Source organism: Vibrio marisflavi CECT 7928, from assembly GCF_921294215.1.
Classification (GTDB): Bacteria; Pseudomonadota; Gammaproteobacteria; order Enterobacterales; family Vibrionaceae; genus Vibrio; species Vibrio marisflavi.
In genome coordinates this window covers 349,893-373,563 of the sequence record NZ_CAKLDM010000001.1, presented here as the reverse complement: position 1 = coordinate 373,563, position 23,671 = coordinate 349,893, and the positions used below count along the sequence as shown (strand labels likewise).

Sequence of the window (23,671 nt, the reverse complement as noted above, 5' to 3'; positions counted from 1 at the left end):
AAACGAACTGACTATTATTAAGAATATTAGGCAAATGAAGAGGTAAGTAATTGAGCACAATTGAATATGTAGGAGTCGTACTCGGTGGAGTTGGTGCAATAACTGGTGTAATTGGCTCAATTATCTCTGTTAAAAGCTATAGAAATGTACAAAAAGTAAAATCTCTTGATTTGCGACTTGCTCTTAAAAGAGAGGTTAGCTTTGTTCGCTCTCAGCTAGAGGAAGCTGAGGAGCTCCTCCCACGCGCATATGAATCCAGACTAAGAGTTCTAAGCGCTCAGGGAAGACTGCAATCGGGTGAGTCCGTAAATTGGAAAGCTACTTATTCAAAAGACCTCGCTACAACGCAATCTAGTTCGCTTAACTTTGAGCGGACAGAAAAGAATATACAAACTGACAGCTATGCAGCACTTGAAGAAAAGCTAGATTCTATTGAGCAGACTAAGCTCCAAACAATGCAAATAGTCTCAAAATATCGTGAAGCCCTAAAACAAGATGATCAAGAGCGTGTCCGTCTCAAAGAAAAATGTCTGTAGCTTTGCCTAACAAATAGCTTAACAGGGTTAACGCTTGGTGAACTCGACTCACAGTTTAGATTCAGTGTTTAGGAAACAATATTCGAGTTGGGTAGTAACGCGTTATCGCCCGTTAGCAAGGTGTTACTTTTCCATACTTCAACTAATACGTTGTTTTCTAAAATTATCAAAGTCACTGACTCTTATATCTGGGATATTCACTACCCTTTTGGCTAAATGGTTTCCAACTAGTTATCTGTGACCATTTACCTCACTCTTGTATTTACAGCTACCTCACCGCAGCACCAGTTTGGGCAGGGAATCACGCCAGTTGTCTCTCTTATGCGAATACCATCTTTTTCATCGCCTATACTTACCTAAGTTCAATTGGGAGTATCATATATGAAGCTAGTTGGTGTATTTATTCTAATATTTATTAGCTTCTCTTCTTATTCAAAAACATTGAAAATTGCTTATATCGATTGGTGCCCACAATTGTGCGTTGGAGAGAAAAGTGAAGGGTACATTATAGATACTGTCAAAATAATATTTAAAGACAGTGAGTATAAACTAGAGTTTGAAAAATTCCCTTGGTCAAGAGCTATAAATAATGTACGAAGTGGCAACTACGATGCGTTATTGTCACCAGCAAAAAAAGAGGCACCAGATCTAATTTACCCAGACAATGAAGTCGGCGTACAAAAAATGTGCTTCTTTGTCAGGAAGGACAGCAATTGGGTTTTCAATGGCTTAAATTCATTAGAAGGATTGAGGGTTGGAGGCATTATAGATTCGGGCTTTGATGAGGAATTTGAGTTTATTAACGAAACAGGTGGAAATTTCGAGTTAATGCCCTATAACGGAGAGTATTTAAACCAGAGCTTTCTCAAATTAGATAACGATAGAATCGATGTATTTATGTTCACTCTCAATACCACTTTATATGAAATGAAGAAGAGAAATAAGGAATACAAAGATGCTGGCTGCTTAACTCGAGATAAAATATATATGGCTTTTTCACCAAAATTTACTACCAAGTCGCCTGTTATCCGATATTTTGACAAAAACATGGCGAGGCTAAAATCTAGTAACACCATATCAGAAATAATGAAAAAATATGGCTTGAATAACTGGAATACGCACTAAACCCTCAATAATCCACCTTCAAAGATTCGTTCCTATGGCTTGATGAAACCGCTTGTCAGCTCCGCTCTATAGTCACAGGTCGCTTTCCATCACATGCACCTTTTTCAGCATCAAATATTGGGTTACCACCATGCCGGCACCATCGATGGTCATCTCTCGCGAGTTTACGATATTGCGTAGGAGTAACACCTAAGTGATTTTGAAATGTCTCATAAAAGCGGCTACTAGAGTTAAACCCTACCGTTAACGCAATATCAAGAATTGTTCTGTCCGTATCACTCAATAGTGCACGAGCGTGGTTTATACGCATCGCAGTTATGTACTGTTTAATCGTCATCTGCATCGCACTCTGGAAAATGTTCATTGCGTAATTCGCATGCAGCCCAATGTGTTCCGCAATAACTTTGGTTGTCAGAGGTTTATCGTGATGAGTCGCGATATATTCAAGTATCTGACTAACGTAGAATTGAGAATGTTTCGAAGCCCCTTTTTTTACTGATTTTTCCGGCTTATTAACAAACAGTTGTTGCCAACCATCTAAACATAGGCGTTTTAACATTAAGCCTATCTCGTCTATCGCTAACTGCTGCCTACTCTGTGAATGGTGCGCGATCTCATGAACCCAACGCTGGATCTCGAACTCACTCACTAAGTCATTATTATTAGACTGTAATACTGCGCCATGGGTAATTTGATTGACCATGTCACGGCTTAAAGGCCAAGACATAAATTGATGAATAGGAATATTGATAATGCCCATATTGTGACTGGAGCCAGCATTAGTCAAACGATGAGGAACTGACGCCCAGAATACACCAATTGCTCCATCATCAATGACAATAGGGCTTCCATTGACAATGTATTCTACGCTATCTCCAAAAGGTATATTCACTTCCACTTGTCCATGCCAATGGTAGCCGGGCATTGAATGCGGAGGCCTCAACTCGATGGCAATTTTTTCATACGAAGAGTAGAGAGAAAGTGGGCTCACAGCGACACAATCTTCAGAATACTTGTCCTGTTTCACCACTTGAAGCGGATCATTCTCGACTTTAGCCACACAGAATTCCTTAGTAAATAGAATAGCTTCCCTTTGTAACAAACTTCACAGGATAAAACCTCGAACCGAGTCATAGAAACTAATTGGCCAATAAAAACCATTTCATAGCATAAATTTTCTACAAATGATGGCTGTGTAAATCTTGATATCCCAAAAAGCTTTAAATTTATCCCATTTCCTAATTTTTGTTACTTAACGGGGATATATCTTAGTTTTTGGGACAATGCTTTGATTATCTGAGACGAAATCCTTCAAGTCAGAAGGTAGTTTGTACCAACAACCTAAAAGAAAAAACGAAAAGGATTCGTGTTATGAAAGGCCCTAAAATTACATTTATCGGTGCAGGCTCTACAATTTTTGTCAAAAACATTCTAGGTGATGTTTTCCATAAACCAGCATTGCAACAAGCTCATATTGCTTTGATGGACATTGATGAAACTAGGTTAGACGAGTCACACTTTGTGGTTAGAAAGCTTATGGAATCTTCAGAGGCAACTGGCTCTATAAGTTGCCACTTAGACCAAAAGGAAGCACTAAAAGACGCTGACTTCGTTGTGATTGCATTCCAAATCGGTGGCTATGAACCTTGCACCGTGACTGACTTTGAAGTGTGTAAACGTCATGGCCTTGAACAAACGATAGGTGATACGTTAGGCCCAGCTGGCATCATGCGTTCTCTACGAACTATTCCTCACCTATGGAAAGTATGTGAAGACATGGAAGAAGTCTGCCCGAATGCCACCATGCTCAATTACGTCAACCCAATGGCAATGAATACTTGGGCGATGTATGAGAAGTTCCCAAATATCAAGCAGGTTGGTTTGTGTCATTCCGTACAAGGCACTGCAGAGGAACTGGCGAGAGATTTAGACATTAACTATGGAGATCTTCGCTATACATGTGCTGGTATCAACCACATGGCCTACTATCTAACCCTTGAAAAGAAAAACGAGCAAGGGGAATACGTCGATATTTATCCAGATTTACTATCGGCCTTTGAGCGTGGGGATGCTCCTAAGCCAAACCCACACAATGATGGGCGGTGCGAAAATCTAGTACGCTATGAGATGTTCAAAAAGCTCGGCTATTTTGTAACAGAATCATCGGAGCACTTTTCCGAGTACACACCGTATTTCATTAAACCAAACAGACCTGATTTAATTGAACGCTATAAAGTGCCACTAGACGAATACCCTAAGCGCTGCGTCGAGCAAATTGCTGCTTGGAAAAATGACCTTCACGAGTTCAAGTCAGCCGAGAAAATCACCGTACAGGAATCAAAAGAGTACGCGAGTACCATTATGAACTCGATTTGGACTGGAACACCAAGTGTGATTTATGGCAACGTTAAAAATGAAGCACTAATTGATAACCTACCGCAAGGTTGTTGCGTTGAAGTCGCTTGTTTAGTCGACTCCAATGGTGTCCAACCAATAAAGTTTGGCACGTTACCAAGCCACCTAGCAGCACTTATGCAAACCAATATCAACGTACAAACTTTGCTGACAGAAGCCATTCTGACAGAAAATCGTGACCGAATTTACCACGCAGCTATGCTTGACCCTCACACTGCGGCTGTTCTTGGCATTGAAGAAATCTATTCACTAGTCGACGATTTAATTGCTTCTCATGACAACTGGTTGCCTCAATGGGTTCACAAGTAATCCAGAACCACTCTTCACAACAATAACTTAAATATAAATACGCCTGCTTATATCGCGGGCGTAAGGAGCAGTCATGAGCATCTCAATGAACACAAAGCTAAGTTACGGCTTTGGCGCATTTGGTAAAGACTTCGCGATTACCATCGTCTATATGTACCTTATGTTTTACTACACCGACGTAGCAGGAATTTCTGCTGCTACTGTGGGGACCATTTTTCTTGTCGCACGTATATGGGACGCGATCAATGACCCGATTATGGGGTGGATAGTGAACAACACACGTAGTCGATGGGGAAAATTCAAACCATGGATTTTCATCGGTACTATTGCTAATTCTGTTGTCTTGATTTTGCTGTTCAGTGCTCACTATATTGAGGGGCCTTGGCTGATCGTGTATGCCGTTGTGACATACATCTTATGGGGAATGACTTACACCTTAATGGACATACCTTTTTGGTCGCTGGTTCCAACGTTAACACTCGACAAACGCGAGCGTGAAGAACTGGTTCCTTACCCACGCTTTTTTGCTAGTCTCGCTTGGATCGTTACTGCAGCGATCGCCATGCCCTTTATTGACTATATTGGCGGTGACAACAAAGGCTTTGGCTTCCAAATGTTCTGTTTACTTCTGATTGTCTGCTTTGTTATCTCCAGCTACATCACATTAAGAAATGTTAAAGAGCGTTACTCCACCGATAAACTAGATACCTCAGAAGCAGAAGAGAAAGTCTCACTCAAGAGCCTAATATCTCTTATTTACAAAAATGACCAACTCACCAGCGTTTTATGTATGGCGCTCGCGTATAACATTGCCACCAATATAATCACTGCTTTCGCCGTCTACTACTTCACCTATGTGATCGGCAACAGCGATTTATTCCCTTATTATATGGCTTACGCTGGTATCGCGAACCTCGCCACACTTGTGCTGTTCCCAAAACTGTCGAAACTCTTTTCTCGCCGTGTGTTGTGGGCGCTAGCGTCTAGCCTACCAATACTAGGCAGTGCGGTACTGACATACATTGGTATGTATGACAAACAGAGTATCTTGCTCATATCTTCTGCAGGGGTATTACTGCAAATTGGTACAGCGCTGTTTTGGGTTTTAAACGTAATCATGGTTGCAGACACTGTCGACTACGGCGAATACAAGCTAGGGACACGTTGTGAAAGCATCGCCTATTCTGTTCAAACTCTCGTAGTTAAGGCCGGGTCTGCCTTCGCTGCATTTTTCATCGGGATTGCATTAACAGCGGTAGATTACGTGCCCAACGTCGCTCAAAACTCAACAACCTTATTTGGCATGCAATGCATTATGATTGGCCTACCAGCGATATTCTTTGCCATTGCCCTTGTTGTTTATTTCCGCTTTTACAAACTCAACGGTGCCTATCATTCAACAATCCAAGACCACCTCATAGAAAAATACAACGATATAGAGAATGGTGTCACAGTAGCAAAGGAGCCCACTGTCTCGAATAAACCTGCTAGAGCTATATAACCCTCGGATAAGGATATTGAAATAACATGAAAAAAGTATCTAAGATCGTTTCAATTGCTGCTTGTCTAGCTACTCTTTCAGGACAAACGTTCGCACAGGAAAACGACAATATTATTAAAAACCCCGGTTTCGAAGATAGTGGCCTGAGCTGGAATTACTGGTTTGCGAATATTAAAAGCTCACCAAACTATGAGGGGGATTGGCACGGCCGAATAGCCAAAGGCGTTCAACATACAATTAGTCAAACCATCACCATACCAAACAATGGAAATTATGATTTATCTGCCTACGTAATCAGTCCGGGAAATGACGCTCAGATGTCTGTCACAAACCTGTATGGTGAAACGCTGATTACCCAATCAATCAAAGCAAGCAATAAGTATAAAAAGAACACTATTAAGCGTATACCTCTAGAAAAAGGTGAACAGATAAAAATTCAGTTCTCTGGTTCTGCGCTAGGCGGAGTCAATATTGATAGTGTTTCACTCTTACTTTCACATACTCCATTAAGGCAAACATTTAACCAACTGATAGCTTTTTCAGTGGCAGGGCAATCGGGTGCGACAAACGTTAACAAAATCCACAAAACAGCCGAAATTCATGTTCCATATGATACCAACCTATCACACTTAACCATCGAGTCCTTGTCAGTTTCCAGTGATAGTCGTGCCTCACTAAGCAAAGGGGACGTCATTGATTTAACTGCCCCAGTAACACTTCAGGTCATCAATGCAAACGGTGAGGTTTCCAAGTGGACGCTCTCAGCTGTTAAGAAAGAAAAACAACTTACTGTCACGTCATCGAACAAAGAATTAGAGCAGTCTTTTACATGGGCGATCGACAAAACACATCAGTTTGTTATGACGAACAAACATGATCTAGTCAATCGCGATGAGTTCAATGATGACGGTAGTGGTAGTGCCGATTACATACCTTCGTATTGGGCAGGTTACTTCGATAGAACGGCTTTCTACTCGAGAGACTTCTTGCATCAAACGAGCGGGGCAAAACTAGCGGGGCTTGAAAAAGAAAACTTCTCCATGTTCAAGACATTCGCCAAGCATGCGACCGAGTCTCGTAAGTGGTATACCTTATGGGCAGTTAACTTCGACGGCACGCCGCACACCATCGACTATAAAGATGACAATTGGTTTGTGCGAGAAGTCCCCGCACAGTTTGAGTTCGTCGAAAAAGCTTGGAAACAATATCTATGGACGGGCGACAAGCGCTACATTGAAGACAACGATTTGTGGAACTTTTATACAAAAGTACTCACTGATTACATCACGCTCCACGATGACCAAGATCCAAATGGTATTGCAGAAGGCTACGGTGGTATTTTCGAAGGTTCAGCGACCTATAACGAGCGTGGCGAGTTTCCTATCGAAGCTGGTGATGCGATTGCATCACAATACCAAGCAACATTGGCTTATGCCAATATGTTAGATGCTCGTGAAAATCACACCCAATCACAATACTGGAAAAACAAAGCCTCTAAGCTAAAAACGTTTTTCAACCAAACTTGGAGCGTTGCCAACCAAAGCGCCCCATTAGGTAACTATGTCAACATTGTTCAAAAAGACGGGTTGCGGCTTAACGACTTCGGAAAAGAAAATAGCTGGTTTATGCCAATGAAGCTAATAACAGAGCCCGGAGAGAGAAATAGCGACTACCTAGATTTCATAGCGAGTAAGCTCGGCGATGGAATTGGCTCTACGCCCGAGGCACCTACAAACATAGAAGCATATACATACCTTCCAGAGACCTACTTCCCATATAACCGCGATGAAGAAGCATGGAAATGGATGCGTTACATTATGGATACAAAAGACCAGCCCCACGAGCGCCCAACTCAAGGAACCAACGGCAATTATCCTGAGATCTCTTTTACATTCGTTTCAAATACCATTGAAGGCTTGATGGGAATAAAACCCAATGCACACCAACACAAGGTAATCACAGCTTCTCATCTACCCACTGAAATCAGCTGGATTGAAGCAAAGCACCTTATGATTGGGCAGCAAGAGTTAACAATTCGCCATGAGGGCTCCACTTCAACGACCTTGTCGAATCTATCTTCAAAACCTATTACATGGGAAGCGTGGTTTTATGGCAATTATCACTCACTCAATATCGGTCAAGAAACCGTAACTAGCCAGCAGAAGTACGTCAATGGCCGATTAGTTAGCTATGTGGACGTTTTAGTTCAAAGTGGGGAAACTCTAGAGATAAACAGGTGAATCGATAAAATAACTTGTCAGTTAATAGTGTTTAAGGCGAGCTATGTTGGCTCGCCTGCTCGATAGTTTATGCTTTCTTAACGAACTTAGCCGTTACCATCATCTCTCCAGCGCCATCGACTTTACAGTCAAGCTGATGATCTTTGCCCTCGACGATACGCCTAATCAGTGCTTTTGTACCGATTTTCAGTACTTGAGAGCTACCTTTTACTTTCAGATCTTTCGCAAGTGTCACCTTATCGCCTTCTTGCAGCAAGGTTCCATTGGCATCTTTCATAACTATGGTTTCTTCATCAGGCTCTGCTGGATTCCACTCATGAGCACATTCTGGGCACACTAAGTGGTTTTGGTCTTGATAAACGAATTCGGATTGGCATTGAGGACAAGGGGGAAAAGACATTTCTTATTTCATTGGTAGTTTAGCTAGAACCAAATAATAGCACAGTTCGCCAACTCCCCTCTATGTCTCAAGCAGATAGGCAAGCCAAGTATCGGAGAATTGAGCCTCTCCAAGGCTAACACTCTAATTTTTATGCATTCCAGCTTTGACGTACTCTATCATTTGTCGAGCTTTGGGGCACAGTGGCTTAGTACTCAAATAATAAGTCGACAACGGAAAATCAGTCAGAGAAATAGGCAGCTTTATCAATTGACCACTCTCTAAATATTTCTCAGCTTCGCTAGATGCTATTACTGTCGCGGCTTGACCTGACAGGACCAGTTTAATACGCGCATCTGCATTATCTATTTGATATAAAATTCCGCCGTTGGCTTGAATTTTCTTGTAGTAGTTTGCATAAAAATGGTCTTGTGACGTTTCCACTGCTTCGAATTTTGGGAAGGTCCATGGGTACGATATAAGATCTGTACCTGAGTTTAAAAACTCGGCCGTTGGAGACGCTACTGCATCCACTTTCATTAAAGTAAAAGGCTTGCAAACTAACTGCTCAACATTGCTGAATAATCCAACGGCTTCACTGTGAGAAATAAAAAAATCCAAATTTCCCTGCAAAAGTTCACGGTGCAACAAGGTTGGACTGCCTTCAACAATCGATACCCTTAAGTCTGCGAACTTTTCAGAGATTACTTTGGAAATTGCTCTGCTGCTAATCGGCCCAATGACTTTACCAAGCCCAATTCTTAGCTCTCCATAATCACCATCTTTTATTACATCTAGTTCATTACAAAGAGCTCTTGCCGCTGTACATAACTCTAAGCACCTCGGGTAAATCTGCTTTGCCGCATCGGTCGGATGAAGTTGTCGTGTGTCGCGATTAAATAATGGAAAGTTAAACTGCTCTTCTAAAGACTTTATGCTTCTGGACATAGCCGGCTGCGATACATCGCAGTCCAATGCAGCTTTAGAAATGCTGCCTAATTCGTAAACGCTAACAAAACACCGAATCCGATTAATACTTATATCTTCAATGTCTATTTTTTCAATCAATATGAGAACCAACCTATATTTATAAACACTTGCGCTAAAACTGTGATTGTCGCCGTATAATGACTATAGCAGTTTAAGCAACAAACTTAAGATATAGCAAAGCAATTGATGCCTAAGTTAGAACGCTACAAATCATACTTGTGTTGCTGTTGAGATGTGTCCTCCCTATTTTTTGTCTTGAAATACGAATTCGGATTAGCATTTAAGACAAGGGGGGGAAGGCATTTCTTATTTCATTGGTATCTTAGCTAGAACCAAATAATAGTACAGTTCACCAACTCCCCTTCAAGTTTCAAACAAGTAGGCAGCGTAAGCAACGGAAGATTAAGTATTTTCCAATGCAAACGCTCTAACTTTAATGCATTCCTGCTTTGACATACTCTATCATTTGTCGCGCTTTGGGGCACAGAGGCTTCGTGCTCAAATGATATGTCGACAATGGAAAGTCAGTCAGAGAAATAGGTAACTTTATCAGCTGACCACTCTCGACATATTTCTCAGCTTCGCTTGATGCAAATATTGTCGCAGCTTGCCCTGATAGGACCAGTTTCATGCGCGCATCTGCATTATCTATTTGATATAAAATGCCGCCATTGGCTTGAATCTTCTTATAGTAATTTGCATAAAAATGACTTTTTGACGTTTCCAATATTTCAAATTTCGGGAACGTCCATGGGTACGATATTAGATCTGTACCTGACTTTAAAAACTCTGCCGTTGGCGACGCTAATGCATCCACTTCCACAAAAGCGCAAGGCTTGCAAACTAGCTGCTCAACATTGCTGAGTAACCCAACCGCTTCACTGTGGGTAATAAAGAAGTCTAAGTTTCCTTGCAAAAGCTCACGATGCAACGAGGTAGGACTGCCTTCAACAATCGATACCCTTAAGTCTGCGAACTTTTCTGAGATTATTTTGGAAATTACTTTGCTGCCAATTGGCCCAATGATTTTGCCTAGCCCAATTCTTAGCTCACCATAGTCCCCAACTTTTATTACATCTAGCTCATTGCAAAGGGCTTTTACCGATGTACATAGTTCTAAGCACCTCGGATAGAGTTGCTTTGCAGCATCAGTCGGACAAAGTTGTCGCGTGTCACGATTAAACAGAGGAACATTAAACTGCTCTTCTAAAGACTTTATACTTCTGGACATAGCCGGTTGCGATACATCGCAGTCCAAAGCGGCTTTAGAAATGCTGCCTAATTCAAAAACACTAACAAAACACCGAATCCGATTGATACTTATATCTTCAATGTCAACCTTTTCAATCAATGTGGTAACCAACCTTTATATTTATAAACACCCGCGCCGAAAAGTATTGTTTTTTTGCAATATAGTGCCTATAGCATGGTTAATTGACAAGTTTATGTCATAAGAAAAATATAAGTGTTTTCACTCTAATTGTTTAAAATTAAAATATTAAGCTATTGTATTAAAAGGATTCCCTATAAATGAAAACGATTGCCTACTGTATATTTCAGTTTACGAGAGGCTGACAAAATAAAACCAAGGCAAAGAAACTTGATCAAAAAATAACCTGCATAAAGAGATTAAATTGTTATTTATTAGTTCTACGTATATTTCCCATTGGAGTGTAAGTGAAGAATGCAAACAACAACTCAAACAATTAAAAGAGATACTCTTTCCTGCCTCACAATACTAAGGCAGTTGTAGCACGCAAAGAAATACTTGGAGCCTAGCGGTTAGCGGTTAGCGGTTAGCGGTTAGCGGTTAGCGGTTAAGAATTTCGATATAATTCTTTAGCACCGCAAGGATTTGCTGCGATTTCTGGCTAAGTTGTTTGGTACTGAGATAGAAAGTAGATAGAGGGAAATGGTCTATTTCAATAGGAAGTTTTTTCAACTGCCCAGTGCTAATGTAATTTTTGCTCTGGATTGATGCAGACACTGTCGCAGCTTTACCAGACAAAACAAGCTTCATCCGAGCATCAGCATTGTCGATCTCATAAAGTACACTGCCGCTTGTTTTTATCTTCCTATAGTAATTAAGATAAAAACTATCCTGCGAAGTTTTTAAAACTTCTACCTTTGGGAAAGTCCAAGGGTACTTGGTAATATCTGACTGGGTACTTAGGAACTTCGCCTTTGGAGCAACAACAGCATCTACTTTGAGGCCTGAAAAGGGTTTGCAAATAAGCTGTTCAGTATTGCTCAAAAGTTCATAGCCTTCAGTGTGGCAAATAAAGAAATCTAGGTCACTTTGCAAAAGGCTTCTATGCAAAGTAGTGGGGTTGCCAGCGATCACCGACACATTTACATCATTAAATCGGTCCGAGACTATTTTCGAGATTAGCAAGCTACCTAATGGCGCTATCACTTTGCCAAATCCAATCCTTATTTCGCCAAAGTTCCCACCCTTAATAATCTCAAGTTCACTACAAATCGCTTGAGCCGCTGAGCAGAGCTCTACACATTTGGGATATAGCTGCTTGGCTGCATCGGTTGGTGAAAATAAGCGCGTATCACGATTAAATAGTCCAACACAAAATTGGCTCTCTAAGCTTTTAATCGCCTTTGATATAGTTGGCTGAGAAACATTACACTCTTGAGCCGCCTTAGAAATACTGCCTAGCTCATAAACACTAACAAAGCATTTGATAATTTTTGTATGAATGTTCTCAATTTCAATCAGTTCAGCCACAATTATGCTCTTAGAGTACTGTTTTTATAATAAATTTCTATGGAAAGCCAATGTTTGTTTATAGGCATAATTTCAAAGAATAGAGCAAATTACTCTGGCGCAGAATACTAGCTGGTTAGTACATTTAAGACAAGTTTCCAAAGTAAGTAATCATAGACTTATGAAAGTTCGATCAATTACACTCTCTTTTTACCTCGCAGAAAAAGTAAATAGTTTCAATAGATTAATGCATATAATCAGAAAGGATAAACAAGAGCTATATAATTAATGAAAAATAAGATGTAGAAAAAATCACCATTCGTATATGCCTTAATTAATAAGAAGCTAGATTCTTATTGGGTTATTTGTGCAAATAAATGACTAAGACTCAATCAAAATCTTAATCAGAATATTTTTTAATAATACGTTCTACAGAACCGTCTAAGTACATTTTTCTCAACTCATCTGATAAACGATCTATATCTGAAGATGAAGCTGTTTTATTACACGCCAAGCCACGTAACGTACTAAAATAAGCAAGTCTATTTTTAATTTCTTTGCTCAACTTTTCTTGCTTTAGTAGATAATTAGCAACTAAAACATCTGTCGCCCAAACATCTATTCTCTTACTCTTCAACTTCAAAATATTTTGTTCGTCTCGTGTTGTTTCCTCAACCTTAAACCCTTGGCTTTCAAGATATTGTGCCGTAGCACTACCAAGGTAAGAGCCAATATTTAAGTTAGCAACATCATTGAGAGTACGAATCTCCACCTTTGAATTAGCATTGGTATAAAACGCAGTTTGAGTAATCAACAACGGGCTTACCCAGTGGAACTCAGCCTCTCTCTCTTGATTGCGTTGTACCGGAAAGACACAAGTATTTGATTGCTCATATGCGATTGTATACGCTCTTTTCCACGGGACAATTCGAACTTTATAATCAAACCCAGCGTTCCTAAATAGCTGAGATACAATGTCTACAGCTACCCCTTTTAGTTGCCCATTGCTTTTATAAGCGTAAGGAGGAAGAGCTTCGGTAAGCAACGTGAAAGTTTCCGCTTGTACAGCCGTGCTGAATAAAAGCGCTACAGTAAGCATAAACTTTACTATCCATTTATTCATATCGTATTTAGTCCCAAGCTTTTAATGACTCTTTATAAGACAGCGTCACGCCCCGTGGTTTCTCATCTTTCAATTTAGGTTTTGGCGAGCCCGGTTGAGTCAACCAATAACTCGATTTTCGTTTGGGGTTTAGCTTTGGCCCACATACTTGTTGGCCTTTATCAGCTATTTGTTGCAACCTAGAATCCATTTCAGATGCCATCTTATTCATTGCTAGTTGAGGACTTAACTCACCGTTAGAAACCAGTGCGATATTTTTCCACCATAAGTCAGCAAGCCTTGGGTAGTCTGGTACATTTGTTCCAGTCGGAGTCCAAACATTGCGAGCAGAGCTTCGATAAAACTCTATTAACCCACCATATTTATGTGCCACCTTACTCATTATTTTAGAATTAATGTCTGAGTTACGGATAGGCGTTAACCCCACTAGAGTTTTCTTCAACGAAACAGTTTTAGAAACTAGAAACTGCGCATATAACCAAGCAGCCTTGCGGCGTTCCAGTGGAGTGCTGGTAAGAAAAGTCCACGCACCCACATCTTGATACCCTAATTTCATTCCTTGCTGCCAGTATGCTCCTCTCGGTGAAGGTGCCATACGCCACTTCGGTGTGCCATCTGGATTGGTCACCGGTAAATCCGGTGACGTCAAAGACGCGGTAAATGCTGTATACCAAAATATTTGCTGCGCGATATTGCCCTGCCCCGGCCAAGCGCCAGCTTCGGTGAAATTCATAGTGTAGGATTTTGGTGGCGCATACTTTTTCAACCACTCGACATACTTGCGAATCGAGTATACCGCCGCCGGGCTATTTAATGCCCCACCTCGTTCAACGGACGAGCCTGCTGGGTGGCACCCTTCAACACGTATGCCCCATTCGTCCACTGGCTTTCCGTTTGGCAAACCAATATCGCCAGCTCCAGCCATCGAAAGCCACGCGTCAGAAAACCTCCAACCCAAAGAAGGATCATATTTCCCATAATCCATATGGCCATAGACCTTCTCTCCGTCTATCTCTTTGACATGTATCGTAAAGAACTCTGCAATATCCTCATACGCCGACCAATTTTGTGGCACATTCAATTCGTAGCCATATATTTCTTTAAATTTTTGCTTGAGATCTGCGCGAGAAAACCAATCATGCCGATACCAATATAGATTGGCGAATTGTTGGTCGGGAAGCTGATAGATCTTCCCATCAGGTGCAGTCGTGAAGCCGATGCCAATAAAATCATCAATATCTAGGGTTGGCAAAGTGACATCCTTGCCTTCGTTTTGCATAAAATCGCTAAGTGATACCACTTTCCCTGAGCGGTAATGTGTTCCGATCAAGTCACTATCATTGATATAAGCGTCATATATGCTGTAATCAAGCTCTACCTGAGTCGATATCTTCTTAACAACATCATCCTCACCGGTTATTTCATGAACAACTTTTATACCGGTAATATCTTCGAACGCTTTCGCTAAAATATTCGCTTCATACCAATGCGTATCAATACGCTCAGACACCACTCTTACTGTGATGTCTTGGTAAGGTTCAGACGCCTCCACAAACCAAGCCATTTCATCTAGCTGTTGCTGGCGAGTAAGGGTGCTTTGAGCAAACTCTTTATCTACCCATATCTTCGCTGCAATCATCCCCGAAAATACATATCCACTGTGAAATAGTATTAACGAGGCAAATAGCCAACGAAACCAAGCATGAATCAAATTCCTTTTGATAATGGTTTGCCTTCTTGTGATATAGAAAGGAGTAAAATTAAAAATAGTAGACAAATCTGACAATTGACAGATTTGTTAAGATTAAAAAAGCTATTTTTGAGGGACTTTTTCCAATATGGAGATCAACAAAATGTGTGAATGCTTTTGCTGATACTGATCGTAATATTGACACTCAGCGACACCATTATCGTGATCTACGAACATGACATCCATGATGGGCATATTGTCCAACAGCAAACCGAACAAGTCAGATTGGGGCCTAACGTGATCTCCTACCACTAAACGCTTTTTGTCTTCCATGCCGATTCCATTCAGTACCAAGGCTAACCTAAAACGCAGTTTATAATTTCTATCCAATCGCTCTGAAACCACTAAACCTGCTTGTATAGGTTATCTATAATTTTATATCAAATTTCTCCTGCTGCATGCCAGATGACGTTTTATCCGTTATTTCCATATCCAAATTCAATATTGTTCAAAACAGAAAACACCAAACTTTCGCTTGGTGTTTTTCATAGGACCAAAAGCAAGTGCAGTATTTTATCTATACTCGATAGCAGTAATCCAAACTATAGTCTTCACCACTTTTGGCAACGAACTCTTTGTCTTCACTACATACTTGAGGTTTGCCATTTTCGTCGCCTTTGATCAAGCTAACCCAATGGCGCATTGCTGCTATATTAGTGTCATTCATATTCATTGAAAGCTTTGTGCAAGTCTCAAGCTGGATATCATCTATCTCAATAAACTCAACACTTCCTGTACCTTTATGGCAACCTAGTATCACTTCTACGTGACTACCTGCTGCGTCTTTAAGTAGAATTGAACAAGGGTCTTCTTTTTCACCATTGTAAGCAACAAAATGCTTCGGATGCTTCAATCCACTGTGGCTTCCGTCTTTGAAATAAGCCATCACATGTCGATAATCAATCACATAGGCTGTTACATCTTGGTGTGAGCCATTCTCCAGAGGGAAAATTGTATCTAGTAGCTGCTTAGCTTTCTGCTGCTTCTCTTGCTGCTTATTTGCGCTAATAGTTTCCACGGCAAAGACAGCTTCTGCAATAAAAGGCTTGCTCTGTTCTTGAATTTCATTCTTACCAAAAGTCAGCATATTCATAGTCTTCCCCTCAGGATAATTCCTCAAAACTCCGCAATGAAGCTAATAATTCGTATCTAATAACCTTGACTTCGCAATTTTGTGATTTTGCTTACTATCTAGACTAGCTAATTTTTTACTACAATTTCACAACAAAAATTTTACAGTGTGAATTTTACAAAATGTCGTTGTCAAAAAGCTTAGTTCGTCAGTCTCATTTCTTGGGTACAAAGATACGTAACTTGAGAAAACGCAACCATTTAACGATGGAGGATCTATCTGCTAGGTGTATTAGATTAAACCCAGATTACGCTCCATCCGTTTCTTACCTTTCAATGATCGAGCGAGGAAAGCGTGTCCCAAGTGTGGATATGCTCGAAGTTATAGCCGAAGTTTTCCAAAAGGAACCTGCTTGGTTTTTAGATGATGAACCCGAAGAAAGTGAAATTACACCAGACAAAGGCAATAGAGGCGGAATAAGTGGAATGGCGTTAGAGCCTAGCTTTCTATTCTCCAATGAGATATTGCAAATCGCCATCCCAGAAATGCTTTCTCAAACTGGAATCACCGGACGCCAATTTGCCCACCTACTTATTCGAGCACACCAAGAGAAAAACCAAAACCACTTTCCCGATTTAGAACGTGCTGCTGAAGAAGTCGGGCACAAAAGGCTCAATTTAGCAGTAGATGATCTGATTGATATTGCGAAAAGTCTAGGCATTAACATTCGATGGGTAAATCGTACACCTCAAGATGTAGTGGACGAACTTGGTGTTAGTGCAAAACAGCTCGTCACCTCATTTTTTGAACCACCAACGACCATCTACTTAAACGAAATTTTAAAAAACTATCCGACTAGACTTAAATATGATTTAGCTGTGTATATTGGCCACTGCATTTTACACAGTAAGGAAGGACTAAAAAGCGTTCTATCTGTGGGACATACTAACAGCTGGGAAACCAATGAGCCCGCACACAGCTCTTCAGAGCTCAACTCCAAAGATATCCTACTAGCTTGGAGGGATTTCGAATCTAGCTTTTTTGCAGGGGCCCTACTTTGCCCTAAAGTCCCTTTCCGCCAGTTATTAGATCGCTCAGGCTACGAAATTGACGTTCACCAAAAAGCCGGAGTATCACCTTCTGTAGCGATGCGCCGAATGACGGTAGTCTCACCATACCCTCATTGGCATTACTTTGATGCTTATGGGCAAAACAAGCTCAAAGCCGTATATCGCGGAAATGGCATTCCACTACCATGGGGGAACATGCGCAAGGTTAATGACCCTTGTCAGCACTGGGCTGTATTTAGAAGGCTCTCCGAGCCACAGGAACACAGCTCTTCACAAATTTCTATTTTGAATGTGGGCGATGAACCAAGAATTTACTGCTGTGAGTCTGTCAACATGACAGATCCTGCTGGCAATAATCGCGTGCTATGTGCAGGCATAGATTTAAACCCTGCGATTGATGCGCAAGGAGGCGATGCCCGACAAATCGCTGAAGAGCTGAAAAATTCATGTGTTGAAAGTGGCGGTAGTACGGTTATTCCACGCCACATCAAGAAAGAGTTCACTACCATAGCGAAAATCCTCAATATCAAGTGGATAGAAAGAGGTATAGAAACTAACGCAAGATTAATCTGTTCTCGTGGAGCGGTATGCCCAAGAAAACCAAGCTGCTACAGTAAGTGTGGTTCTTAGAAGTCAGCACAATGCATAGAAATGAACGCCGAGCTTAGAAAGAAAAAACGCCAATCACAATAGGCGTGATTGGCGGATATATAATTGTGAACAAATTCGTTCACTAACAACGTCAGTTGGCTAGGTAACCCTCGGCTTAATAAGGGTTACTATTACATATGCAGATAGCATGCCAACTTTAAAATTCATGTTAAATACCGTATAACACTGATTTCAGCGTGCGAAGATGCATAGCAATATTGCAATTTGCGAATTATATCGATAATTACAAGCATGGTTTTGCATATTGCAATGAATATTCTCAAATATAGTGGCAATGTGGAATGTGCCTGTAAGCATGTCGAAGAAACAAGCATTCACCAATTAACCCTGTTAGTTTTTATACAAAAACCAAACTGGTCCAATCAAAACGAACTCCAACCTTTGTTTCAAAGACGGCATCACACCTTCTACTTTGTAACCAATAAATTGAGCTAACCAAAATAGTAACAAACAGCCAAGTGAAAAGTGGAATATCGAGACCTGCAAAATATGTAATGACCAAATAAATGCACTTGCTGCCAGCGTCAAACCCAACATCATGATCAACACCGTAAGTGATAACTTGGAATAAAAAACCAACACACCAGCGACAAAAAACCACACCCAATGCACTGTAAACCCAATAACTTCCAATGGAGGAATAGACCAAACTAATCCAACTAACATAACAAACACCCCGGGAGCAGTAATTCGATGAATTCGTTTGTTCACTCGGTTTTGGTGGCTCTCTGAGTATTCGTTAAGCCATTCTGTTAGCTTCTTCATAACCTTCTCCAATCAAGCACAACCCTTGGCTCGGGATTATAAAGTTTAGCTAAATTTACAAATGATGTGACTGCAATAACGTTCGCTTTGAACGTAACAAGAAAGAATTAGGCTATCATATATCCTTAGCTCTCCGAGCTACGTGAGGTAGTAAGAGTTAAGTTTAGTTATGTTGTACAGAACAAGCCAAAGGTTATAAATGGAGAGTATTTGCTTACAGCTATTGAAAAAAAGTGACGCGTTAGATCTACTCAGGTTTGAGGTTGAAAACAAAGCTTGGTTCGAAGCTCAAATACAAGCAAGAGAAAGTGATTTCTTTAGCATCGAAGGCGTACTAGAACATATCGCAGAATGTTTATTGATGTACAAGTGCCAAACAATGTTGCCACTTATTGTCAGAAATAGAGATAATAAAATTGTCGCGAGAGTCAACTTGCACAGCGTTGATATTCATCGTAGAAGAGCATTACTAGGCTACAGAGTCGCACAAGAGTATTCAGGTGCTGGCATTGCTAGCAAAGCTGCAAAACATATCATCTTATTGGCAAAACAAAAGTTCAATATTACCAACTTTGTCGCAATTGTTTCTAAGCACAATTCAGCGTCGCAAAAAGTACTGGAAAGGAATGGATTTAATCGAACTAGATCATTTAAAAACTACGCCAAAATTTCAGGCAACTATATCGATTGCTATGAATACATTTTGGATATTGACTAGCGAGCTGTAGATGGATTTATTCTCCCCCCAGCCAAGTGAAGGCGAATGGATCACTATCCGAGATGGGCTTTTATACTGGGCTCCACAAAGTATTGAACGTGTCTATGCCAGCGAGCTGTTTGAAAAACTTAAAAGAGAAATAACCTTTGAGCAAAAAAGCATTAATATTTTTGGCAAACAGCGCATACAACCACGGCTTCACGCTTGGCATGGCGATGCCAGCTACTCATACTCAGGGCTCACACTAAGCCCACACCCCTGGACTGAAACCTTATTAACGTTAAAAAGCATTTGCGAAGCTTCTAGCGGTCAAGCATTTAATTCTGTTCTAATCAATTTATATAGAAATGGGGACGACTCCATGGGCTGGCACTCTGACAATGAACCAGAACTGGGTAAAGATCCGACAATTGCCTCCATAAGCTTAGGAGAAACAAGAACATTTCACCTGAAACATATCCATAGCAAAGAAAAAATAAAGATGGAACTTAATAATGGATCTTTGCTTGTTATGGCCGGTTCTACTCAGCACTATTGGCAACATAGCTTGCCTAAAACTCGTCAAACCAAACAAGAGCGTATCAACCTGACATTCCGGTATGTTTACCCAACGGCATAACGCAAGTAACTTTATATTGAGCCTACCGCTTTTCTTGGCTGCCATTTTTTCTGCACTATCGGACTGGCAACATTTAGCACATTTGCTGCCACAATGACGGCTAAGCCTAGGATTTGCAAACCGCTAAATGCGACATTGAAGAAAAGAAATTGCCAAATAGAAGCAAAAAGCAAATTGGTGAAAAGGTAAGGTGCTAGTTGGGAACTAGATTCCACCAGCTTATATGCTTTAGCCCGAAATATTTGAGTATTAATTATCAGTACAGACACAGCCAGTAGCCCGACAAAAAGAAGCCACCCGTCTGTATTACCTGTCATTACAGTTAAGCTGTGATTCAAAACAAAACCCGTTAGCAACACTGGAACAAATACCACGGCAGCAAAAGCGAGAGTCCATGCGTTTATCTCTACTGGACTCATATCACTTTTGGTTGCTCGGTGTAAGCTCAGCTGTGAACCTGCGTTAAACAACCCTGCGCAAAGGCCAATTAGTAGGGCTGGTTTAAATGTGAACCCAGATAGGCTTCCTGATAATAGTAATACGCCAATAAAGGTCATCGCTAATGCCGCTATGGTGCTCACTTTTAACTTCACTGAAAATATTAGTTTTTCTAACACTGGGATAAATAAAGGCCCCGTTCCAAATAACACCACACTTTCTACTAGACTCAATTGTGAAAGCGAAATTATAAAACAAAGCTGACACCCTGCAATACATAATGCACGAATCGAGAGAGGTACTAAAAGTGCCTTTGGAGGTAAGCGTAGTTTAGAACATAAAAGCACTAGCATGAGTAGCATTGCGGGCATTAAAAACCTAAGAAAACCAAGCCACTCCAAGCTTATCTGTTCTGTAAGGTAGTTAGACAGTAAGCCGTTAATCGAAACACTAAAAGTCGAAGAAAGTACAAACAAAATGGGTAGTAATTGACGTGTCATAAGCTCTCCTTTACATAATCAAATTGTAAAGAAGTGCATTGTTAGATAAAAACGATTAATATTAACCAAATAGTTAAGTAAAACTTACAATGAACAAAATCACTCCACTAAAGTCTTTATATTCATTCGTTGCCGTTGCTGAAACGGGGAGCATGAGTGAAGCGGCAGACATGCTTAACGTCAGCCACTCAGCTATCAGCCAATCGATTAAATCTCTTGAAAGCTATCTAGGGGTAGAGCTATTTCAGCGTGTCAATCGCACTGTAGTGTTGAATGCTCAAGGCAAACAATACTATAAACAAATCTCCCCTGCCCTAGAACAAATAAGCCATGCAACCCAATCTATTATTGATAGAAGATACTCTCATAGATTGACTCTCAACATGGTGCATTCACTCGCAATGCACTGGTGGATACCCAGAGTGGAAAGGTTCAATCAGTTTTCAAATACACTAGACATCCGCATCTCCAATTTAGTTGGAAACTTTTCATTGCAGCAAGAAGGGATAGATGTAGCACTGGTTTTGGGTAAAAGCAGTGAGTGGGAGAACTACCATTGTGAGTTTTTAGGCAATGATGAGCTAGTAATGGTTGCGAACCCCAATATCATTCCCCCAGAAGCCACATCCTCAGAGCTCCTGCAACAATTTCCAGCAATCATCGCAACCAACGAAAGACGTGCAAACGACTGGCAGATCTGGTGTGAGGCAAAAGGCCTACCAATGCCTAAATTTGGGCACAACCTATCGTTCAATGCAACCATTCAAGCACTGCAAGCAGCAATCAGCCAACTAGGCCTATTCATTACCCACAAAATATTCATTCGAGACTATGTAGAGCAAGGGATGCTAGTTGAAATTGGTGATTCAATACCAAACCCTAAACAAGATTTTTACTTCATCTGTCAACCTGAGCAGTTAAGCAACGAGTTTGTGTTGTTACTCCGCTCATGGATTAAGGCAGAATTTTCTAAGTAAAAACTGTGATCACAAGTTACGATATCTACGAACAAAAGAGCCCATAATAATTTTGAGGGCTTTAAGTTTATGCCCTACGCTTTATAAGCAACTAATAACATAATCAGTTGACTCAATAGATATTTTTTAGTTTGTTAATTTGCTTCAGAGAATGATTGTCTTCTATTATTAATTTGAGGAAATGTATTTAAATGGAACTTAGTAGTCGTAATGAATAACCTTGTAGGAACCAATTTAGAAGAGATGGCCGATGTTCGGTTGAACAAGCGGCGCAATATAATGCTATTGTGCTCTCTTTTATGCGGTATTATTCTCTTGATTTCAGGGATATTAAACCTAGTTGATGGCCGCTATGCCTTTGGTTTCCTTGAGCTAGGTTCCCTTATATTAATTTCCATAATTGCTTGGTTCTCGATAAAAAACTTTCAAGCAAACTTTACTGATCTTATGTTCAGCGGTGTGATGCTATTTTTAGGCGCAGCCCTGCTGTTCTATAATGGAGAGATTCCTGGCCGTTTTCTTTATTTATATCCCATCGTAGGTTGCTTGGTATATGTAAATGACTTTCGTAATGGCTTGATATTCAGTGCAACATTTTCTTTGTTGGCTATTGTTTCTATTGCTTATACCCCGTCAACCTTGTTACCAAATAGCTTCTCAGATATGCATTTCCTGATTAGTTTAATCTCAATCAGTGTCATATTTAATATTTCCTCTTTCTACTACTCAAAGGCCGTCGACTACATTCAAAGCTTATATCAGGAAGGTATCGAAGATTTGGCCTATATGGACCACATCACTGGTTTGGCAAATCGCTGGAGCTTTGAACGTTGGGCTTGTGAAAAGCTAGAAGAGTTAAGAGAGACAAAAGACTATACGGCACTCGTCTTCTTAGATATCGATAACTTTAAGGCTATCAATGACACATACGGCCATGATATTGGAGACAAAGTCTTGCAGCACTTTGCTCGAAGACTCGGTAATAAAGTAAGAAGCAAAGATAGAAAAACTGGTAAACACGACTACTCTATTGCGCGATTTGCTGGCGATGAATTTGTTCTATTACTTTACGGTGTAAAGCATAAATCAGACTTAGATAATATCTTGAATCGGATATGTCATTTATTTCGGGATGGTTACCAAGGCACAGCAAGGATTAATGATTTAACAGTAAGTGTTGGGGCGGCTCTCTTTCCGCAAGATGCAGAATCCCTCTCTGAGCTAACTCGGTGCGCAGACAAAGCCATGTACGCAGCTAAACATGGTGGAAAAAATAGGTACTGCTACTACAATCATTCCAAACCTAGCCCAATCGATCAGGCATTGGAACCTAAAAACGCTACCATCGTCCCTTTAAAACAAGAAAAAGAAAAGTAGCCTAGCTTGTACCCGTCATATACATCGTCCAAAGTCCAATAGCGCAAGCAACAATAAGCCACACTGCGTACCTAAAGCTATTAAACTTATCTTTCTTTGGCGTGATAATTGGCCGCATCGCTTTCTCTTTTACTGAAGAAAAAGCTGAGCGTTTGGTTTCTAACGCTTCCTTTCTTCGCTGGGCTTTGTTGGCGACCTCGGTGAAGCGATGCATTTGATCGCCCGTAAAATCTTTTTTCGGATCATAACGAGCATTTTGGTCTTCATGCTTAGGAACTACAGCCATCTTACCTCCCGTCAAACGAGCGTCATAAAATAATTATAGTCAATTTTCTAACGCCCGTTAGTTATGGTGTTAACCGCTATCTCCGTTTAG

The 23,671-nt window shown here is 40.6% G+C and carries 22 protein-coding genes; 10 read left to right on the top strand and 12 right to left on the bottom strand.

All coding sequences use genetic code 11. The annotated features are described in order from the left end of the window. The first annotated feature begins 50 nt into the window (after positions 1 to 50). Positions 51 to 536 carry a hypothetical protein gene (locus L7A31_RS01680; protein WP_237359762.1) on the top strand — a complete coding sequence of 162 codons (486 nt, stop codon included), beginning with the start codon at positions 51 to 53 and terminating at the stop codon, positions 534 to 536. 381 nt (positions 537 to 917) lie between these two features. Continuing rightward, on the top strand, positions 918 to 1,661 hold the full coding sequence (locus L7A31_RS01675) for a substrate-binding periplasmic protein (protein ID WP_237359761.1): 744 nt from the start codon (positions 918 to 920) through the stop codon (positions 1,659 to 1,661). Between the two features lie 55 nt (positions 1,662 to 1,716). Here L7A31_RS01675 and melR read toward each other — a convergent pair whose 3' ends face one another. Beyond that, on the bottom strand, positions 1,717 to 2,721 hold the full coding sequence (gene melR / locus L7A31_RS01670) for a transcriptional regulator MelR (RefSeq protein WP_237359760.1): 1,005 nt from the start codon (positions 2,719 to 2,721) through the stop codon (positions 1,717 to 1,719). A 311-nt stretch (positions 2,722 to 3,032) separates the two neighbouring features. Here melR and L7A31_RS01665 point away from each other — a divergent pair, with 311 nt between their 5' ends. The 3 genes from L7A31_RS01665 (at position 3,033) to L7A31_RS01655 (ending at position 8,126) form a co-directional block, all read left to right on the top strand. Beyond that, the gene (locus L7A31_RS01665) at positions 3,033 to 4,385 is read left to right on the top strand and encodes an alpha-glucosidase/alpha-galactosidase (RefSeq protein ID WP_237359759.1); all 1,353 of its coding nucleotides are present in this window, start codon (positions 3,033 to 3,035) and stop codon (positions 4,383 to 4,385) included. Positions 4,386 to 4,458: 73 nt separating this feature from the next. Next, entirely contained in the window at positions 4,459 to 5,886 is a 1,428-nt protein-coding gene (gene melB, locus L7A31_RS01660; RefSeq protein WP_237359758.1) for a melibiose:sodium transporter MelB, read from the top strand. A 26-nt stretch (positions 5,887 to 5,912) separates the two neighbouring features. Then, positions 5,913 to 8,126 carry an SGBP N-terminal domain-containing protein gene (locus tag L7A31_RS01655; protein WP_237359757.1) on the top strand — a complete coding sequence of 738 codons (2,214 nt, stop codon included), beginning with the start codon at positions 5,913 to 5,915 and terminating at the stop codon, positions 8,124 to 8,126. A 67-nt stretch (positions 8,127 to 8,193) separates the two neighbouring features. Here the strand turns inward: L7A31_RS01655 and L7A31_RS01650 are convergent, their stop codons facing one another. The 8 genes from L7A31_RS01650 to L7A31_RS01615 all read right to left on the bottom strand — a co-directional run bounded on the left by L7A31_RS01650 (position 8,194) and on the right by L7A31_RS01615 (position 16,180). After that, the gene (locus L7A31_RS01650; protein ID WP_237359756.1) at positions 8,194 to 8,526 is read right to left on the bottom strand and encodes a zinc ribbon domain-containing protein YjdM; all 333 of its coding nucleotides are present in this window, start codon (positions 8,524 to 8,526) and stop codon (positions 8,194 to 8,196) included. A 123-nt stretch (positions 8,527 to 8,649) separates the two neighbouring features. Then, positions 8,650 to 9,573 carry a LysR family transcriptional regulator gene (locus L7A31_RS01645; RefSeq protein ID WP_290368732.1) on the bottom strand — a complete coding sequence of 308 codons (924 nt, stop codon included), beginning with the start codon at positions 9,571 to 9,573 and terminating at the stop codon, positions 8,650 to 8,652. Between the two features lie 355 nt (positions 9,574 to 9,928). Next, positions 9,929 to 10,846, bottom strand: coding sequence for a LysR family transcriptional regulator (locus L7A31_RS01640; RefSeq protein ID WP_290368731.1), 918 nt, complete (start codon positions 10,844 to 10,846; stop codon positions 9,929 to 9,931). Positions 10,847 to 11,305: 459 nt separating this feature from the next. Then, positions 11,306 to 12,235, bottom strand: coding sequence for a LysR family transcriptional regulator (locus tag L7A31_RS01635; RefSeq protein ID WP_237359755.1), 930 nt, complete (start codon positions 12,233 to 12,235; stop codon positions 11,306 to 11,308). Positions 12,236 to 12,614: 379 nt separating this feature from the next. Then, positions 12,615 to 13,337, bottom strand: coding sequence for a substrate-binding periplasmic protein (locus tag L7A31_RS01630; protein WP_237359754.1), 723 nt, complete (start codon positions 13,335 to 13,337; stop codon positions 12,615 to 12,617). 7 nt (positions 13,338 to 13,344) lie between these two features. Continuing rightward, positions 13,345 to 14,976, bottom strand: a complete 1,632-nt coding sequence (locus L7A31_RS01625; RefSeq protein ID WP_237359753.1) for an ABC transporter substrate-binding protein — start codon at positions 14,974 to 14,976, stop codon at positions 13,345 to 13,347. 174 nt (positions 14,977 to 15,150) lie between these two features. Further along, positions 15,151 to 15,360 (bottom strand): hypothetical protein, encoded by a 210-nt coding sequence (locus tag L7A31_RS01620; protein WP_237359752.1) that lies wholly within the window; start codon positions 15,358 to 15,360, stop codon positions 15,151 to 15,153. Between the two features lie 244 nt (positions 15,361 to 15,604). Continuing rightward, positions 15,605 to 16,180: an aldolase/citrate lyase/malate synthase family protein gene (locus tag L7A31_RS01615; RefSeq protein WP_237359751.1), complete on the bottom strand. Its 576-nt coding sequence runs from the start codon at positions 16,178 to 16,180 to the stop codon at positions 15,605 to 15,607. A 161-nt stretch (positions 16,181 to 16,341) separates the two neighbouring features. Between L7A31_RS01615 and L7A31_RS01610 the strand changes: the two genes are divergently transcribed. After that, positions 16,342 to 17,859, top strand: coding sequence for a DUF3612 domain-containing protein (locus L7A31_RS01610; RefSeq protein WP_237359750.1), 1,518 nt, complete (start codon positions 16,342 to 16,344; stop codon positions 17,857 to 17,859). 372 nt (positions 17,860 to 18,231) lie between these two features. Here L7A31_RS01610 and L7A31_RS01605 read toward each other — a convergent pair whose 3' ends face one another. Continuing rightward, positions 18,232 to 18,666, bottom strand: coding sequence for an Mpo1-like protein (locus L7A31_RS01605; RefSeq protein WP_237359749.1), 435 nt, complete (start codon positions 18,664 to 18,666; stop codon positions 18,232 to 18,234). Between the two features lie 199 nt (positions 18,667 to 18,865). Here L7A31_RS01605 and L7A31_RS01600 point away from each other — a divergent pair, with 199 nt between their 5' ends. Together L7A31_RS01600 and L7A31_RS01595 are read left to right on the top strand one after the other, a co-directional pair. Further along, positions 18,866 to 19,384, top strand: coding sequence for a GNAT family N-acetyltransferase (locus L7A31_RS01600; RefSeq protein WP_237359748.1), 519 nt, complete (start codon positions 18,866 to 18,868; stop codon positions 19,382 to 19,384). A 10-nt stretch (positions 19,385 to 19,394) separates the two neighbouring features. Then, on the top strand, positions 19,395 to 20,003 hold the full coding sequence (locus L7A31_RS01595; RefSeq protein WP_237359747.1) for an alpha-ketoglutarate-dependent dioxygenase AlkB family protein: 609 nt from the start codon (positions 19,395 to 19,397) through the stop codon (positions 20,001 to 20,003). 11 nt (positions 20,004 to 20,014) lie between these two features. Here L7A31_RS01595 and L7A31_RS01590 read toward each other — a convergent pair whose 3' ends face one another. Further along, positions 20,015 to 20,941: a DMT family transporter gene (locus tag L7A31_RS01590; protein ID WP_237359746.1), complete on the bottom strand. Its 927-nt coding sequence runs from the start codon at positions 20,939 to 20,941 to the stop codon at positions 20,015 to 20,017. Between the two features lie 89 nt (positions 20,942 to 21,030). On the opposite strand from L7A31_RS01590, the gene L7A31_RS01585 reads away from it, so the two are divergent. After that, positions 21,031 to 21,918 carry a LysR family transcriptional regulator gene (locus tag L7A31_RS01585; protein ID WP_237359745.1) on the top strand — a complete coding sequence of 296 codons (888 nt, stop codon included), beginning with the start codon at positions 21,031 to 21,033 and terminating at the stop codon, positions 21,916 to 21,918. 210 nt (positions 21,919 to 22,128) lie between these two features. Then, on the top strand, positions 22,129 to 23,295 hold the full coding sequence (locus L7A31_RS01580) for a GGDEF domain-containing protein (protein WP_237359744.1): 1,167 nt from the start codon (positions 22,129 to 22,131) through the stop codon (positions 23,293 to 23,295). A 1-nt stretch (position 23,296) separates the two neighbouring features. On the opposite strand, the gene L7A31_RS01575 is transcribed toward L7A31_RS01580, so the two are convergent. Then, a complete protein-coding gene (locus L7A31_RS01575; protein WP_237359743.1) occupies positions 23,297 to 23,581 on the bottom strand; it encodes a hypothetical protein in 285 nt (94 codons plus the stop codon). Between the last annotated feature and the right edge of the window lie 90 nt (positions 23,582 to 23,671).